This window comes from Morococcus cerebrosus (assembly GCF_022749515.1).
Taxonomy (GTDB): domain Bacteria; phylum Pseudomonadota; class Gammaproteobacteria; order Burkholderiales; family Neisseriaceae; genus Neisseria; species Neisseria cerebrosa.
In genome coordinates, this window is the sequence record NZ_CP094242.1 from 1,900,244 (window position 1) to 1,915,794 (window position 15,551).

The 15,551-nt window shown below is 50.5% G+C and carries 14 protein-coding genes and 3 pseudogenes; 8 read left to right on the top strand and 9 right to left on the bottom strand.

Going from position 1 to position 15,551, the window contains the following annotated elements; all coding sequences use genetic code 11:
- Nucleotides 1-2: 2 nt before the first annotated feature.
- The 7 genes from MON37_RS08960 to MON37_RS08990 all read right to left on the bottom strand — a co-directional run bounded on the left by MON37_RS08960 (nt 3) and on the right by MON37_RS08990 (nt 8,385).
- Nucleotides 3-629: an NADH:ubiquinone reductase (Na(+)-transporting) subunit D gene (locus MON37_RS08960; RefSeq protein WP_039409798.1), complete on the bottom strand. Its 627-nt coding sequence runs from the start codon at nt 627-629 to the stop codon at nt 3-5.
- Nucleotides 629-1,405, bottom strand: coding sequence for a Na(+)-translocating NADH-quinone reductase subunit C (locus tag MON37_RS08965; protein ID WP_009311195.1), 777 nt, complete (start codon nt 1,403-1,405; stop codon nt 629-631). Before MON37_RS08965 ends, MON37_RS08960 begins: the two co-directional genes overlap by 1 nt.
- Nucleotides 1,398-2,630 carry an NADH:ubiquinone reductase (Na(+)-transporting) subunit B gene (locus MON37_RS08970; protein WP_039409794.1) on the bottom strand — a complete coding sequence of 411 codons (1,233 nt, stop codon included), beginning with the start codon at nt 2,628-2,630 and terminating at the stop codon, nt 1,398-1,400. Before MON37_RS08970 ends, MON37_RS08965 begins: the two co-directional genes overlap by 8 nt.
- A gap of 2 nt (nt 2,631-2,632) precedes the next feature.
- Nucleotides 2,633-3,976 carry a Na(+)-translocating NADH-quinone reductase subunit A gene (locus MON37_RS08975; protein ID WP_039409791.1) on the bottom strand — a complete coding sequence of 448 codons (1,344 nt, stop codon included), beginning with the start codon at nt 3,974-3,976 and terminating at the stop codon, nt 2,633-2,635.
- A 351-nt stretch (nt 3,977-4,327) separates the two neighbouring features.
- The gene (locus MON37_RS08980; protein WP_039409789.1) at nt 4,328-5,749 is read right to left on the bottom strand and encodes a sodium:proton antiporter; all 1,422 of its coding nucleotides are present in this window, start codon (nt 5,747-5,749) and stop codon (nt 4,328-4,330) included.
- 422 nt (nt 5,750-6,171) lie between these two features.
- Complete coding sequence (locus tag MON37_RS08985; RefSeq protein WP_052242839.1) at nt 6,172-7,596, bottom strand: surface lipoprotein assembly modifier; 1,425 nt, start codon at nt 7,594-7,596, stop codon at nt 6,172-6,174.
- A gap of 417 nt (nt 7,597-8,013) precedes the next feature.
- Nucleotides 8,014-8,385, bottom strand: coding sequence for a hypothetical protein (locus MON37_RS08990; protein WP_003762680.1), 372 nt, complete (start codon nt 8,383-8,385; stop codon nt 8,014-8,016).
- A 251-nt stretch (nt 8,386-8,636) separates the two neighbouring features.
- Here MON37_RS08990 and lspA point away from each other — a divergent pair, with 251 nt between their 5' ends.
- The 4 genes and pseudogenes from lspA (at nt 8,637) to MON37_RS09010 (ending at nt 11,809) form a co-directional block, all read left to right on the top strand.
- Nucleotides 8,637-9,155: a signal peptidase II gene (gene lspA / locus MON37_RS08995; RefSeq protein WP_003776413.1), complete on the top strand. Its 519-nt coding sequence runs from the start codon at nt 8,637-8,639 to the stop codon at nt 9,153-9,155.
- A 26-nt stretch (nt 9,156-9,181) separates the two neighbouring features.
- Nucleotides 9,182-10,150, top strand: a complete 969-nt coding sequence (gene ispH, locus MON37_RS09000) for a 4-hydroxy-3-methylbut-2-enyl diphosphate reductase (RefSeq protein WP_039409784.1) — start codon at nt 9,182-9,184, stop codon at nt 10,148-10,150.
- Nucleotides 10,151-10,308: 158 nt separating this feature from the next.
- Nucleotides 10,309-10,911: pseudogene (locus tag MON37_RS09005) on the top strand (IS30 family transposase); the annotation flags it as partial.
- 50 nt (nt 10,912-10,961) lie between these two features.
- A protein-coding gene (locus MON37_RS09010) for an IS630 family transposase (RefSeq protein ID WP_242883592.1) occupies nt 10,962-11,809 on the top strand; the annotation gives its coding sequence in 2 pieces (ribosomal slippage) (nt 10,962-11,277 and nt 11,277-11,809; 849 coding nt in all).
- Nucleotides 11,810-11,811: 2 nt separating this feature from the next.
- Here the strand turns inward: MON37_RS09010 and MON37_RS09015 are convergent.
- Nucleotides 11,812-12,211 (bottom strand): annotated as a pseudogene (locus MON37_RS09015) (IS630 transposase-related protein); the annotation flags it as partial.
- Between the two features lie 183 nt (nt 12,212-12,394).
- On the opposite strand from MON37_RS09015, the gene MON37_RS09020 reads away from it, so the two are divergent.
- The 4 genes and pseudogenes from MON37_RS09020 to ribF all read left to right on the top strand — a co-directional run bounded on the left by MON37_RS09020 (nt 12,395) and on the right by ribF (nt 15,240).
- Nucleotides 12,395-13,360: an IS30 family transposase gene (locus MON37_RS09020; RefSeq protein WP_242883537.1), complete on the top strand. Its 966-nt coding sequence runs from the start codon at nt 12,395-12,397 to the stop codon at nt 13,358-13,360.
- 28 nt (nt 13,361-13,388) lie between these two features.
- Nucleotides 13,389-13,709 (top strand): annotated as a pseudogene (locus MON37_RS09025) (IS30 family transposase); the annotation flags it as partial.
- A 104-nt stretch (nt 13,710-13,813) separates the two neighbouring features.
- A complete protein-coding gene (locus tag MON37_RS09030) occupies nt 13,814-14,206 on the top strand; it encodes a hypothetical protein (RefSeq protein WP_039405469.1) in 393 nt (130 codons plus the stop codon).
- A 104-nt stretch (nt 14,207-14,310) separates the two neighbouring features.
- A complete protein-coding gene (gene ribF, locus MON37_RS09035; protein ID WP_039405471.1) occupies nt 14,311-15,240 on the top strand; it encodes a bifunctional riboflavin kinase/FAD synthetase in 930 nt (309 codons plus the stop codon).
- Nucleotides 15,241-15,341: 101 nt separating this feature from the next.
- Here ribF and yacG read toward each other — a convergent pair whose 3' ends face one another.
- The gene (gene yacG, locus MON37_RS09040; protein WP_070440456.1) at nt 15,342-15,536 is read right to left on the bottom strand and encodes a DNA gyrase inhibitor YacG; all 195 of its coding nucleotides are present in this window, start codon (nt 15,534-15,536) and stop codon (nt 15,342-15,344) included.
- Nucleotides 15,537-15,551: the final 15 nt, after the last annotated feature.

Below are 15,551 nucleotides of genomic sequence, written 5' to 3' on the forward strand. Positions count from 1 at the left end.
TCTTATTCCTCCGCCTGTTCGGGTTTCCATGTGCGCAAACCCCAAATCAAAAAGCCGATGATGAAGAACGCGCTCGGTGCCAGCAGGAAAAGGCCGTTGGTTTGATACCAGCCGCCGTCCTGCACGGTTTGGAAAACGGTGTAGCCCAAGAGCTTGCCCGAACCGATAAGCTCGCGGATGGTTGCGATGATAATCAGCATCATGCCGTAACCTGCGCCGTTACCAATACCGTCTACCAGGCTTTCCAACGGCGGCTCTTTCATGGCGAAGGCTTCGGCGCGACCCATCACGATACAGTTGGTAATAATCAGGCCGACGAATACGGAGAGCTGTTTGGACAATTCGTAGGCATAGGCCTGCAATAATTGGTCAACCAGCGTAACCAGCGACGCGACAATCGCCATCTGCACGATAATGCGGATGCTGTTCGGGATGTAATTGCGCACCAGCGAGATAAAGAAGCTGGAAAAACCGGTTACCAAACTGACGGAAATACCCATCACGATGGCCGTCTGAAGTTTGGTGGTAACCGCCAGCGCCGAACAAATCCCCAAGACCTGCAAGGTAATCGGGTTGTTGTCAATAAAGGGTGAAAACATTAAATGTTTCAAGCGTTTCATATCAGCCATTATTGTGCTCCTGCTGATTTCAATTTGTTCAGGTAGGGGATATAGCCGTTTTCGCCGAACCAGTAGGCAAACGAGCCTTGTACGCCTTTGGAAGTCAGCGATGCGCCGGAAAGGGCATCTACGCCATGTTCTTTGTCCGAGCTTCCGCCTTTGGAAACATGCAGGGCAAGTTTGCCTTGTTCGTCAAAGAGTTTTTTGCCGACGAATTTTTGCTGCCACAACGGATTGCCGATTTCACCGCCCAAGCCTGGAGTCTCGCCTTGGTCGTAATAAGTAATGCCGTTGATGGTGTTGCCGTCGGGTTGGATGGCGACGAAGCCATACATGACCGACCACAAACCGTTGCCGTGCATAGGCAGGATGATTTGGCTGACTTTGCCGTCATCGCCTTTTACCAAATAAACTTCAGTGTATTTGGCGCGGCTTTTGATGCCTGCCAAATCGTCTTCAGGTTTGATTTGGATGCTTTGCGCGGGGTCTTTGGCGGCAACGCGTGCGCTGAAGTCTTTTGGCGCGTCTTTCACATATTCGCCGGTCGCCAAATCAACCACGCGTTGCTCGATGCGGTCGGCAAAGGTTTTGCTGATGTCGGTATTTTTATCGAGCAAACCGGCAACACTCAGGATGTAGCTTTGCTTGTCCTGAACCTTTTGTTTTTCCTGAACCGGTTTCAAGCCGACAACCGCGCCTGCTACGATGACCGAGCAAATCAGGCTGACCGCCAACACCACAATCAGCGTGCCGCTGAAGCTGTCTTTATCGAATTTCTTAGCCATTGCTGCGCGCCTTTCTGCGTTTGATGTTCGCTTGTGCGACGAAATAGTCGAAAATCGGGGCAAACAGGTTGGCAAACAGAATCGCCAACATCATGCCTTCGGGGTAAGCCGGATTGACCACACGGATTAACACGCACATCACGCCGATTAGCGCGCCGTACCACCATTTGCCGACATTGGTAAAGGAAGCGGAAACAGGGTCGGTCGCCATAAACAGCATACCGATGGCGAAGCCGCCGACGACCAGATGCCAGTACCAAGGCATGCTGAACATCGGGTTAGTGTCTGAACCGATAACGTTAAACAGCGAAGACATGGCAATCATACCGATCATCACACCGGCAATAATGCGCCAAGAAGCAATGCGGGCAAACACGATAAACGCGCCGCCGATTAAAAGCGCCAAAGTGGATACTTCGCCGATAGAACCGGGCAAGTTGCCGATAAATGCATCCATCCAAGTGATGGATTTACCGGTAACTGCATTTTGCAAGCCGTCTGCACCGTGTGCCGCCCATTGAGCCAACGCGGTTGCGCCGGAATAGCCGTCAACCGCCATCCAAACGGTGTCGCCGGTAATATTGGCGGGATAAGCGAAGAACAAGAAGGCACGACCTGCCAGTGCAGGGTTCATAAAGTTTTTACCCGTACCGCCGAACACCTCTTTCGCAACCACCACACCGAAGGTAATACCTAAGGCAGCCTGCCATAGCGGCAGTGTAGGTGGAACGATTAAGGCAAACAGAATCGAAGTCACGAAGAAACCTTCGTTGATTTCGTGTTTGCGCACGGTGGCGAACAAAACTTCCCAGAAACCGCCGACGATAAATACGGTCGCATAAATAGGCAGGAAGTAAATCGCGCCGAACAGCATTTTGCCCAACACGCCCGCTTCAGACGACATATTGATACCCAAAGCGTTGGCAAGGGCGTAATGCCAGTCGTTGGCGATGCTTTGTTGCAGCAAATCGGGTGTCAGCGCACCGAATGCCTGCGCGCCGACGTTGTACATGCCGTAAAACATGGCGGGGAACAAAGCCAGCCACACCAAAATCATCATGCGTTTGGAGTCGAGCGCGTCGCGGACGTGTGCCGCTTTGCGCGTTACCGCGCCGGATGTGTAGAAAATCGTCGCCGCAGCTTCATAGAGGGCATACCATTTTTCATGCTTGCCGCCCGGCAGGAAGTGCGGTTCGATTTTTTCCAGAAAATGTTTCAAGCCCATAATCAGCCTTCCTTCTCAATGGTTTCCAGCACCTTGCGCAACAGCGGGCCGTATTCGTATTTGCCCGGGCAGACGAAGCTGCACAAAGCGAGGTCTTCTTCGTCCAATTCCAAGCAACCCAAAGCTTGCGCGCTGTCGGTGTCGCCGACGATTAAATCGCGCAAAAGCAAGGTAGGCAGGATGTCCAGCGGCATCACGCGCTCGTAAGTACCGATGGGAACCATGGCGCGGTCGCCGCCGTTGACGGCTGTCGTGAACTTGAAGAGTTTGTTTTTCAGGAAATGACCGAGGGTCGTACGCGTAATCGAGTATTTGTCCGGCTGCGGCGCAACCCAGCCTAACAGCTCTTTGCTGCGGCCTTCTTCGATAACGGAAATCTGATTGTGATAGCGTCCCAAATAATCATGCGCGCCTTGTGCAATCGCGCCGTTCAATACCGAACCGGAAATCACGCGGTTGTCCGCGTCAACCAATTCGCCGGCGGTAATTTGCGACACCTTCGCACCCAAAACGGTACGCAAGAGGCGCGGTTTGTTGACTTGCGGGCCGCCCAAGGCAACCACGCGCTCGGCGTTCAGACGACCTGTTACGAACAAACGTCCGATGGCAATCACGTCTTGATAATTGATGGTCCAAACGGTTTTATTCGCGCCGACAGGCTCGATGAAATGAATGTGCGTGCCGCTCAAACCCGCAGGATGCGGGCCGCCGAATTCGTGTGTTTCAATGTTGGCGGCGTTTTCAGACGGCACGTCCGCACCGGCTGCTTTACAAACATGGATTTTGCGTTCGGTCAGTCGGCTCAACACCAGCAAACCTCGTCTGAAATCCTCGGCGGCTTCTTTGATCACGACCACAGGGTCTGCCGCCAGTGGATTGGTGTCCATCGCATTGACGAAAATGGCGAACGGCTCGGCATCAACGGCGGGGATTTTGCTGAACGGACGGGTACGCAGCGCAGTCCACAAACCGGATTGAATCAGATTGCGGCGCACTTCTTCGCCGCTTAAGTTTGCCAACGCATCGGGCGCGTAGCGTTCGAACTCGATTTCGTCATCGCCCTCAACGGCAATCACGACCGACTGAAGCACGCGCTTTTCGCCGCGGTGAATCGCAGCGATTTTGCCGGAAGCCGGCGCAGTAAACACCACGCCCGGATTTTTCTTGTCTTCAAACAGCACTTGGCCTTTTTTGACGGCATCGCCTTCCTTGACTTTCATCGAGGGGCGCATACCGACATATTCTTCGCCAAGCAACGCGACTTCGGTAATGGCCGGACCGTCGTAAACGGCTTGCTCCGGTCTGCCCGCGATGGGCAGGTCTAGGCCTTTTTTGATTTTAATCATAGATTTGCATTACTTGTGATGAGTTAAACAGAATAAAATGTTCCAACTTTTCAGACGACGTTTGAAATGGCAAAGCATGGGGAAGGTCGTCTGAAAGTAAAGCCTTACTTACGGAAAACAACAATTAAATGAAAACTGTAAAACGTTTGATTTTAGCAGGAACAGCCCGCCTTATGTCAGATTTACGCAGATTTTTTCCAGCTTCCTGCCCCGAATCCCACGCAAAGCAGCCCTCCAATAAAATTACAAGATATTGATGCCCCAAATTAATCCCTGGCAGAATGCAAAAGGTCGTCTGAAAACCGAATCAATAAGAATCAGGTTTTCAGACGACCTTTTGAAGTTTAGGAATCAGAACAACTGCCAAACGAAGAAGATCAGCGTGTGCAGTATAAACAGCGGAATCAATACCCCTACCGACCACATCATATAACCGAAGAAAGTCGGCATCGGCACGCCGCGCTGCTCGGCAATCGCTTTAACCATAAAGTTCGGCGCATTGCCGATATAAGTGAGCGCGCCCATAAACACCGAACCCATGGATACTGCCAACAGCGAATGGAACAGATGCCCCGTCATCAGCACCTGAGCATCACCGCCCGCCATATTGAAGAACACCAGATAAGTCGGCGCATTATCCAAAAATGCGGACAACAAACCGCTCATCCAGAAATACATCGTATTAATCGGATTGCCCGAAGCGTCATGCACCAACGACACCACCGCGCCCAGCGCACCCGCCTCGCCTGCCTTCAAAATCGCCAAAACAGGGGAAATCGTAATGAAAATACCCAAAAACAGTTTGCCCACTTCGGCAATCGGGTCGAAATTGAATTCATTGCCCGCCCTGACCTGTTTGGGCGTAATCAGCAGCGAAACCATGGTCAGTACCAGCAAAATCACATCGCGCACCAAGTTTTGCAACGCATAGTGGCTGCCTAAAATCTCAAACCCCGGATGATCGGGCTTCCACAAGCCGGACAGCAAAACCGCACCAACCACGCCCGCCAGCAGCAGGAAATTCCATTTGCCGGCAATGCGCAAATCTTCATCGACCTCCTCTTCCTGACGAATCTGTTCCACATTGGCTTCACGCGCGTAATAACGGCTGTCGATAATATAAAACACCAGCAACAGCACCACCGTACTGATCAATACGGGCATCAACATGTGTTTCACCGTCCACATGAAATCCACGCCCTTCAAGAAGCCTAAAAACAGCGGAGGATCGCCCAACGGCGTCAGGCCGCCGCCGATATTTGCCACCAAAAAAATAAAGAATATAACGACATGCACCTTATTCTTGCGGTAATGGTTTGCCTTAAGCAGCGGACGAATCATCAGCATTGCCGCACCGGTCGTCCCCATAAAGGAAGCCATCACCGTCCCCGCCGCCAGCAGCCCGGTATTCAGCGCAGGCGTACCATTGAGCTTACCCCAAACCAAAATTCCGCCCGAAATCGTGTATAAAGCCAAAAGCAGCAGGATAAACGGGATATATTCCTCAACCAGCGCATGGGCAACCGTATGCACACCCGCCCCGAAACCGAACACAACGGCGAACGGAACCAAAAACAGCAGCGTCCAAAACGCTGTAATCTTGCCGAAATGGTGATGCCAGGTATGCGCGAAAAAGAGCGGCCCCAACGCGATAGACAAAAGAATCAACGCGAACGGCGCACCCCAAAACAGACTGAGCGTCGCGCCGTCAAAATCAGCGGCGTGAGACACAGCGGGAAGCAGGATGAGGGATAGAATTGGTAAGCGGCGCATTGTTTTTCCTTGTTTTTTTTTAGTTTTTCTTATGAACGAAAAGCCTAAACAAACACATCCGCACAATGCCGTGAAATCAAACAAAAACGTCTGCAACCAACCTTGGCATCAAGCGGCGGAGTGTTGCCATATGTAAACCTTGTTTGATTGTAAGTGAAAACCCCGCCCCAAACCAGTCAAAATAACCGACCGCCCTACCCTGTTTCCCAATCTTCAAGCCCCTCTTCCGCCCTATCCGCTGAATCATATTTTCAAAATCCTTTTGAAAATAAAATGCTAGGCAAGCAGCAATGTAAACTATCGAAATATAACTTTAGATTTATTCTTTCAAAAATTTACACAATATGCCCTTACTCAAATAAAAAAGCTAAAGGTCGTCTGAAAAATTTCAGACGACCTTTTATTATTCAAACCAAACACAATCAGAACGTTTTACTGAACTCGACAAACATTCTGGTTTTGCCGTATTCATTATATTTGTCGTTACTCCATGTTTTGTGGTGGGCGACGGTCAGGCGCGGGGTGATGCCTTTGAAGTGAAAAGCGCGGTGCCACACGGCGAGCGAAATATCCGCTTCTTTATCGCGGCGGTTTTCCTGACCGCTCAAAAGGCTGGGCGTTTGATAACGGCGTTGCGCCGCACTCAGCCGCAACATGGTGGACAGCCCTTTGCCCCATTCCTGCCCCCATGCGGTACGGAGGCTGTAACGGTCGAAGCTGTCCGATTTGTCTTCTTTATTGCGTTCCTGATAGATGTCGAAACCGCCGACCCAGTATTGGCGGGCGTTTCGGTAATAGACGACGGAATTGCTCAACAGGCGGTTGTTGCTGTCGGAACGGGCGCGTCGGGTATTTTTTAGACGACCCATTTCAACGGCGCTCAAGGTTTGCAGCTTAGGCTGCCACCAGCGGTTGATGTGCAGGCGCGCACCGCTGGAGTAGGTATACGGGTCGTTGCCGTAGAAGCGGCGTTCGTGGAACGGGGTCAAGCCGATGTCGTTGCGCTGGTCGGCGTAGCCTGCGCCTACCGAAAAGCGGGTGGTTACGTCGTTATACTTGGTTTGTTCGGGATAAATTTTGCCGTAATTGTCCGCGCCTGCCGTAACGTACCAGCCTTTGGGCAGCGACCATTTTTTCTCTGCGCCGAGTTGGTAGTTGATGGCGGTAGCGTCGATAGGCTCAGGAAAGGTCCAGTTGCCGTATGTGCGGCGGCTGGGGGCCTGGTTGATGTTTTGTTCGCGGGTAACGCTCAAGCCGGCGTTGAATTTCCACGAATCGCGCTCGCGCAATGCTTTGCGGTAGGATTCGATGCCTTTGACGAGCTGCTCGGGCAGGTTGGCTTCTGCTTTGAGTTTGTCGAACTGGTCGGCGGCAGCTTCGTTTTGCTTGTCTTCAAACAAAGCGGTGGCAAGCTGCCAGCGGACGACGGGGGCATCGGGGTTTTCGGCGATAAATTGACGGTAATACCCGATGGCTTCTTTCATTTTGCCGTCGTCTTGAGCAACCAAGCCGTGCGCGTAGAGCGCCATGTTTTTATCGTGTCCCTGCCATTGTTCGTAAATCGGCAGGACAACCTTGATGCCCGCGATGTTGCGCGACACAACGGCAGAATACATGGCGCGGGAAAGTAATTGGGGATTGTCGAGCAGGGTTTTGGCATCGACGTTGACGACTTTTTCAGACGACGTTTCAGCAGCAGGTTTGGCCGCTTCTGCTTCGACGGGGTCAGGTTCTGCCGTTTTAACCTGCAACTCGGGGGCAGGCTGGTTTTGAGGCTCGGACGGCACGTCGGCGGCTTCCGCTGCGGACACGGCGAGCAGGGAGAGGAGTAAGAGTGTTTTTTTCATGATCTTTGCAATGTGTGAACGGTAGTATTGTAGTGATTGCGTCAATATTTTTTATTTGAGATCGGACAACACCATTTATTCTCTTCGGTACTGTTTTGTCTCAATATTATGTTGAGCGCGGATTTTACCGTGTTTTACAGTAAAACAAAATATTGCGGAGGCAAATAAAACGATACGGCATGATTCGGCTTTGTTCTGTTTCGGCGCAAATCCGCCCTGCCCTGTTGATTGAATGCCGTTTGCCCAATCCTATTGCAAAGGTCGTCTGAAAAGAGGTTTCAGACGACCCGTGTTTTCTTCCAAACGGTTTTTACGGATAAAACAAATGTTGTAAAAACCATAAACAATTGTTAACGCCGCCATGTAAAAAGGTCGTCTGAAACCTCTTTTCAGACGACCTTTCCAGTATTTCTTGATTTAGCGTTTGTCTAAGTCCAAATCAGCTTTGTATTCGATGCGGCCGTGTCCTTTGTTTTCGATGGATACGTCCAATTCTTGTCTGCCACGTTTGAATTTCAAATCGGCATCGTCGTGTTTGATTTCAGATTCGACCACTTGAAAACCTTTGCTGCGCGCGTGGGCGATGACTTTTTTCGCCAAAGACGGAATCGGGTTGCCGCGTGCGGGCAGCTCGGCTTCGTATTCGAATTCGCCGTTGCCCTGACGGTCGGCTTTAACCGTATGCGCGCCTGCGGGAAGGTAAATTTCGGCAGGAAGCGGGGCGGCGAAGGCGGTGGCGGAGAAAAGCGCCAAAATGCCGGTTGCCAATAAAGATTTTGTTTTAGCCATACTGTATCCTTTCGGGGAAGGCATATAAAAACGCCGCCATGTTATCGGCAAGGCAACACCCTATCAAGTAAATAAACCTTGTTTTACGTATGACAGTGTTTTTGCACGCAGCGTTTACGCGGTTTTGCGATAACCCTGCAAAAACCTGCGCCTTGCCTGTAATAAAAGGTTTCAGACGACCTTTTGAAACACGGCTTTTGCGCTTTCGGGTAAAATAGCCGCTTTGTTTTTATTCAGGCAGCCTCAACCAAATGTCTTCCTCCCTTTCCAAAAAAACCGCCTACCTGCTGATTGCGCTGACCGGCATCGCGCTTGACCAACTGACCAAATGGGAAATCCTCGCCCACTTCCAAGAAGGCGAGCGACTCAACATCATCCCTTCCTTATTCGACCTGACCCTTGCCTACAACCCCGGCGCGGCGTTCAGTTTCCTTGCCGACCAAGGCGGCTGGCAGAAATTCTTTTTCTTAGGGCTGGCACTGGTCATCAGCGCCTATCTCGCCCGCGCCATCCTGCGCGACGAGTTCCGCCTTTCGGGCAAAATCGGCGCAGCTATGATTATCGGCGGCGCACTCGGTAACGTCATCGACCGCTTGATTCACGGTCATGTGGTTGATTTCTTACTGTTTTACTGGAAGGATTGGTATTATCCCGCGTTTAACGTTGCCGACAGCTTTATCTGCGTCGGTGCCGTTTTATTGGTTTTGGACGGACTGTTCCACAAAAAACAACCCAAACCAACCGACGAACCAACAACCGACAACCCATAAGGTCGTCTGAAATCCGGACCATACACATGACCCAAAAAACCATCATCCTTGCCAACCCGCGCGGCTTCTGCGCCGGCGTTGACCGCGCTATCAGCATCGTCGAGCGCGCGCTGGAAGAATTCGGCGCACCGGTTTACGTCCGCCACGAAGTCGTCCACAACAAATTCGTCGTGGACAACCTGCGCGAAAAAGGCGCGGTATTCATCGAAGACCTCGCCGACGTACCCAAAGACGCCATCCTGATTTACTCGGCACACGGCGTCTCCAAAGCCGTACAGCAGGAAGCTGCTGAACGTGGGTTCCGCGTATTCGATGCCACCTGCCCGCTCGTGACCAAAGTCCATAAAGAAGTCGCCCGTCTCGACGCGCAAGACTGCGAAATCATCATGATCGGACACAAAGGCCACGTCGAAGTCGAAGGCACCATGGGACAGCTTCCGCCCGGCAGAATGCTGCTGGTCGAGACTGTTGAAGACGTCGCCGGACTGCAAGTCAAAAACCCCGACAAACTCGCCTACGTCAGCCAAACCACCCTCTCCGTCGATGAAACCAAAGACATCATCGCCGCACTGAATGCCCGTTTTCCCAACATCCGCAACCCGCACAAAGAAGACATCTGCTACGCCACGACCAACCGCCAAACCGCCGTTAAAGAATTGGCGGAAGAATGCGACATCGTCATCGTCGTCGGCTCGCCCAACTCTTCCAACAGCAACCGCCTGCGCGAAGTCGCCGCCCAACGCGGCGTCGATGCCTACATGGTTGACAACGCCGGCTACCTGAAACGCGAATGGTTCGAAGGCAAACACAAAGTCGGCGTAACCGCCGGCGCGTCCGCCCCCGAAGTTTTGGTCAGGGAAGTCCTGCAAACCATACAGCAATGGGGACACGAAACCATACGCGAAGGCGAAGGTGCGGAAGAAAGCATCGTCTTCGTCCTCCCCAAAGAGCTGCGGCGCGAAGGCGAAAACAAACAGATATTGAACAAAGGTTAAACTGTTTATCCCATCCTTTTCATCCAAGCGGCAAAACAAAAAGGTCGTCTGAAACCCGTTTTCAGACGACGGCGGATTAGCATTTGAAGTGCAACTTTCCATAACAGAAAAAGGCCAGTATGCGGTAGCATACGGCCTTTCCTGCAAGAAAGATTGCCATGAGCTACACACAACTGACCCAAGACGAACGATACCATATCCAATACCTGTCCCGCCACTGCACCATCGCCGAAATCGCCAAACAGCTCAACCGCCACAAAAGCACCATCAGCCGAGAAATCAAGCGGCACTGCATCCAAGGACAGCAATACAGCGCCGATAAAGCCCAACGGCAAAACCGGCTGACCAAACAGCACCGGCGAAAACCCTATAAGCTCGATTCGCAGCTGGTTCAACACATCGACACCCTTATCCGCCGCAAACTCAGTCCCGAACAAGTATGTGCCTACCTGCATAAACACCACGGGATCACACTCCATCACAGCACCGTTTACCGCTACCTCCGCCAAGACAAAAGCAACGGCGGCACTTTGTGGCAACACCTCAGAATATGCAGCAAACCCTACCGCAAACGCTACGGCAGCACATGGACCAGAGGCAAAGTGCCCGACCGCGTCGGCATAGAAAACCGACCTGCTATCGTCGACCAGAAAACCCGCATCGGCGATTGGGAGGCCGACACCATCGTCGGCAAAAATCAGAAAAGCGCGTTATTGACCTTGGTCGAACGCACTACCCGCTACACCATCATCTGCAAATTATAATCAATTAAAAACAAAATAGTACAATACTCAACTTTGAAGGTCTAACCATGGCATACTCTGCGGACTTAAGAAACAAAGCTTTAAACTATTACGAACAATGCAAAAACATCAGCCAAACCGCAGCAACGTTTAATTTGTCAAGAAACACGCTTTACCTGTGGATTCGCCTTAAAAAACAAACAGGCAGCCTAAAACATCAAGTTACCGGTCTAAATGCCGTAAAATTGGATAGGCAAAAACTGGCTCAATATGTTGAGCAGCACCAGGATGCCTATCTGCATGAAATCGCCAAACATTTTGATTGTACGCCAGCCGCCGTTTGCTATGCACTCAAACAGATGGGGATGACGCGCAAAAAAAGACCACCACTTACAAAGAACAAGACCCGGCCAAAGTAACGCATTATTTGACACAGCTGGCCGAATTTTCCGGCTACCAACGTGTTTATTTGGATGAAACAGGATTTGACCGCTACCTGTTCCGTCCCTATGCCCGCAGCCCGAAAGGGCAAATAGTGAAAGCGCAGATAAGTGGAAAAAGATACCGACGCTTATCTCTGGTGTCCGCACAAGTCGGCAACCGGCTGATTGCTCCGATGGTTTATCAAAATACGATGACCGGAGTCTTTTTTGAAGCGTGGTTTCAGCAATGCCTACTGCCTGCATTGACTCAAAAATCGGTGATTATTTTAGATAATGCGCGATTTCACCGTATGGGTGTTTTACGGGAAATGGCGGGAAAATGGGGACATAAGGTATTGCCTCTTGCACCTTATTCACCTGAGCTCAACCCGATTGAGAAGGTGTGGGCGAATATTAAGCGGTATCTGCGAACCGTATTGTCTGATTACGCCCGATTTGACGATGCGTTACTGTCCTATTTTGATTTTAATTGACTATAAACACGTTGGTAGTCGGAAAATTCGGCCAGCTGTGTCAAATAATGCGTTACTTTGGCCGGGTCTTGTTCTTTGTAAGTGGTGGTCTTTTTTGCGCGTCATCCCCATCTGTTTGAGTGCATAGCAAACGGCGGCTGGCGTACAATCAAAATGTTTGGCGATTTCATGCAGATAGGCATCCTGGTGCTGCTCAACATATTGAGCCAGTTTTTGCCTATCCAATTTTACGGCATTTAGACCGGTAACTTGATGTTTTAGGCTGCCTGTTTGTTTTTTAAGGCGAATCCACAGGTAAAGCGTGTTTCTTGACAAATTAAACGTTGCTGCGGTTTGGCTGATGTTTTTGCATTGTTCGTAATAGTTTAAAGCTTTGTTTCTTAAGTCCGCAGAGTATGCCATGGTTAGACCTTCAAAGTTGAGTATTGTACCATTTTGTTTTTAATTGACTATAAAGAACTTAAAAGCCGAAGACACTGCCCGGGCGGCCATTAGGGGGCGGATTCGCATTTGAAGTGCAACTTTCCATAACAGAAAAAGGCCAGTATGCGGTAGCATACGGCCTTTCCTGCAAGAAAGATTGCCATGAGCTACACACAACTGACCCAAGACGAACGATACCATATCCAATACCTGTCCCGCCACTGCACCATCGCCGAAATCGCCAAACAGCTCAACCGCCACAAAAGCACCATCAGCCGAGAAATCAAGCGGCACTGCATCCAAGGACAGCAATACAGCGCCGAAAAAGCACAGAAGCAAAGCCGGCTGACCAAACAGCACCGGCGAAAACCCTATAAGCTCGATTCGCAGCTGGTTCAACACATCGACACCCTTATCCGCCGCAAACTCAGTCCCGAACAAGTATGTGCCTACCTGCATAAACACCACGGGATCACACTCCATCACAGCACTATTTACCGCTACCTCCGCCAAGACAAAAGCAACGGCGGCACTTTGTGGCAACACCTCAGAATATGCAGCAAACCCTACCGCAAACGCTACGGCAGCACATGGACCAGAGGCAAAGTGCCCGACCGCGTCGGCATAGAGAACCGACCTGCTATCGTCGACCGGAAAACCCGCATCGGCGATTGGGAGGCCGACACCATCGTCGGCAAAAATCAGAAAAGCGCGTTATTGACCTTGGTCGAACGCACTACCCGCTACACCATCATCTGCAAATTAAAGAACTTAAAAGCCGAAGACACTGCCCGGGCGGCCATTAGGGTATTAAAGGCATATAAAGCCAGAGTCCACACCATCACCATGGATAACGGCAAAGAGTTCTACCAACACACCAAAATAGCCAAAGCCTTGAAGGCGAAAACCTATTTTTGCCGCCCTTACCATTCTTGGGAGAAAGGGCTGAATGAGAACACCAATGGACTCATCCGGCAATATTTCCCCAAACAAACCGATTTCCGAAACATCAGCGATCGGGAGATACGCAGGGTTCAAGATGAGTTGAACCACCGGCCGAGAAAAACACTTGGCTACGAAACGCCAAGTGTTTTATTCTTAAATCTGTTCCAACCACTGGTACCCTAGTGTTGCACTTGAAATCCGAATCCAAGGGGTATTAAAGGCATATAAAGCCAGAGTCCACACCATCACCATGGATAACGGCAAAGAGTTCTACCAACACACCAAAATAGCCAAAGCCTTGAAGGCGAAAACCTATTTTTGCCGCCCTTACCATTCTTGGGGGAAAGGGCTGAATGAGAACACCAATGGACTCATCCGGCAATATTTCCCCAAACAAACCGATTTCCGAAACATCAGCGATCGGGAGATACGCAGGGTTCAAGATGAGTTGAACCACCGGCCGAGAAAAACACTTGGCTACGAAACGCCAAGTGTTTTATTCTTAAATCTGTTCCAACCACTGGTACCCTAGTGTTGCACTTGAAATCCGAATCCAAGGACCTTTACCTATTTACCCCTTGCACTCGACCAGCCGTCAGCGTACATTGGTTATCATCACCTTAAAGGGGCAACATCATGAACCCATTACGCTTTTTATCGCTCTCCACCCTCGTCTTCCTGACTGCCTGCGCTGCCACGCCAGAGCAACTCGCCGCACGCGCACAGGCTCGGAAACAGGAAGAACAAAACCTGCAAATCCACTTAGCCGCTCAGTGCGACCCTGAAACCGCCCGATTGATACAAAAACAGTTTGAGCTGGCGGACAACCGCTCCGTTCAAACGACAGAACAGCAAAAATCCTTCCGCTTGAAATATATGGATAAAGTTTCCGACCCCATGTTCCAAGCCTGCTACAAAATGGCATGGCAAAACCACATCTCCCAGCAGCAACTCCAAGAAGCACGCTATTATTACAACTATTACGACCCTTGGGGCTACCCTTTTTACCGTCCGCCGTTTTGGTGGTAAAGACGACACAGGTCGTCTGAAAACATATTCAGACGACCTGTGGTTTATATAAACACCAAGAACGTTTACAATACCCGTCCGTTTACGAACCGCATAAATAACTCATGAAAATCTGGCTCGGTCAGCATCGCATGCCCGACTTCCCTCAGGGAAGTGCCGTTACCATCGGTAATTTCGACGGCGTGCACCTCGGACACAAACACATTCTCCAAAAACTCAAGCAAGAAGCCGATGCACGGGGGCTTCCAGTTGTCGTCGTTATCTTCGAACCACAACCCAAAGAATTTTTTGCCCGACAAACCGGTAAAAAACAGCCCTACCGTATCAGCCCTTTGCGCACCAAACTAAATTTGCTTGAACAAACCGGCTGTGTCGATGCAGTTTGGGTGCTGCGGTTTAACCAAACATTTGCCGATATGGATGCCCAAGACTTTATCAACCTGCTTTTACGCAAGACGTTGAATACGCGTTATCTGCTGATTGGAGATGACTTCCGTTTCGGAGCAGGTCGCCGTGGCGATTTCGAACTTTTGGCAGCACAACCGGATATTCAAACCGATCGCACCCCATCTGTTATCGTAGAAGACATCCGTACCAGCAGTACTGCTGTGCGCAATGCGCTTTCCGACGGTCGATTAGACTATGCCAAAAAACTGCTGGGACACGATTACACTTTAAGCGGCAAAGTCAAACACGGTAAAAAACTCGGCCGCACCATCAACGCTCCCACCGCCAACATCCAACTCCCTCCCCACCATTACGCCTTAAGCGGGGTATTTGTCGTTGAAGCAGACGGCACTTTCGGCACAAAACGCGGCGTGGCAAGTTTCGGATTCAACCCCACTGTCAGCAACAACCGCGCCCAAAAACTTGAAGTCCATTTGTTTGATTTCAATGAAAACATTTATGGACAACGCCTGAACGTCCGTTTTCTGCACAAATTACGCGACGAAAAAAAATTCGACAGTATCGCCGAATTAAAAGTACAAATCGAACAAGACATGAAAAATGCCCGACATTGGTCTGAAACATAAGTTTGGACAGCCATTACCATAATGGCATCCTACCAAGCAAATGCCTACCAAGGAGAAAAAAGCGGGGCTGCATAGCCTCACAAAAACGTATTAAATACAGCTTATTGTAAGCCTCCGACCATTGAATCAGATAAAGTATCATCTTCTTCCGCTGCAACCGTATATTTCTCTTGCGCCCATTCGCCTAAGTCAATCAATCGGCAGCGTTGACTGCAAAAAGGTCGGTATTTACTCTCTTCATTCCATATCACCAGCTTTTGACAAGTCGGACATTTCACAGTCGTTACTTCAGTCATTATTTATTCCTTCCA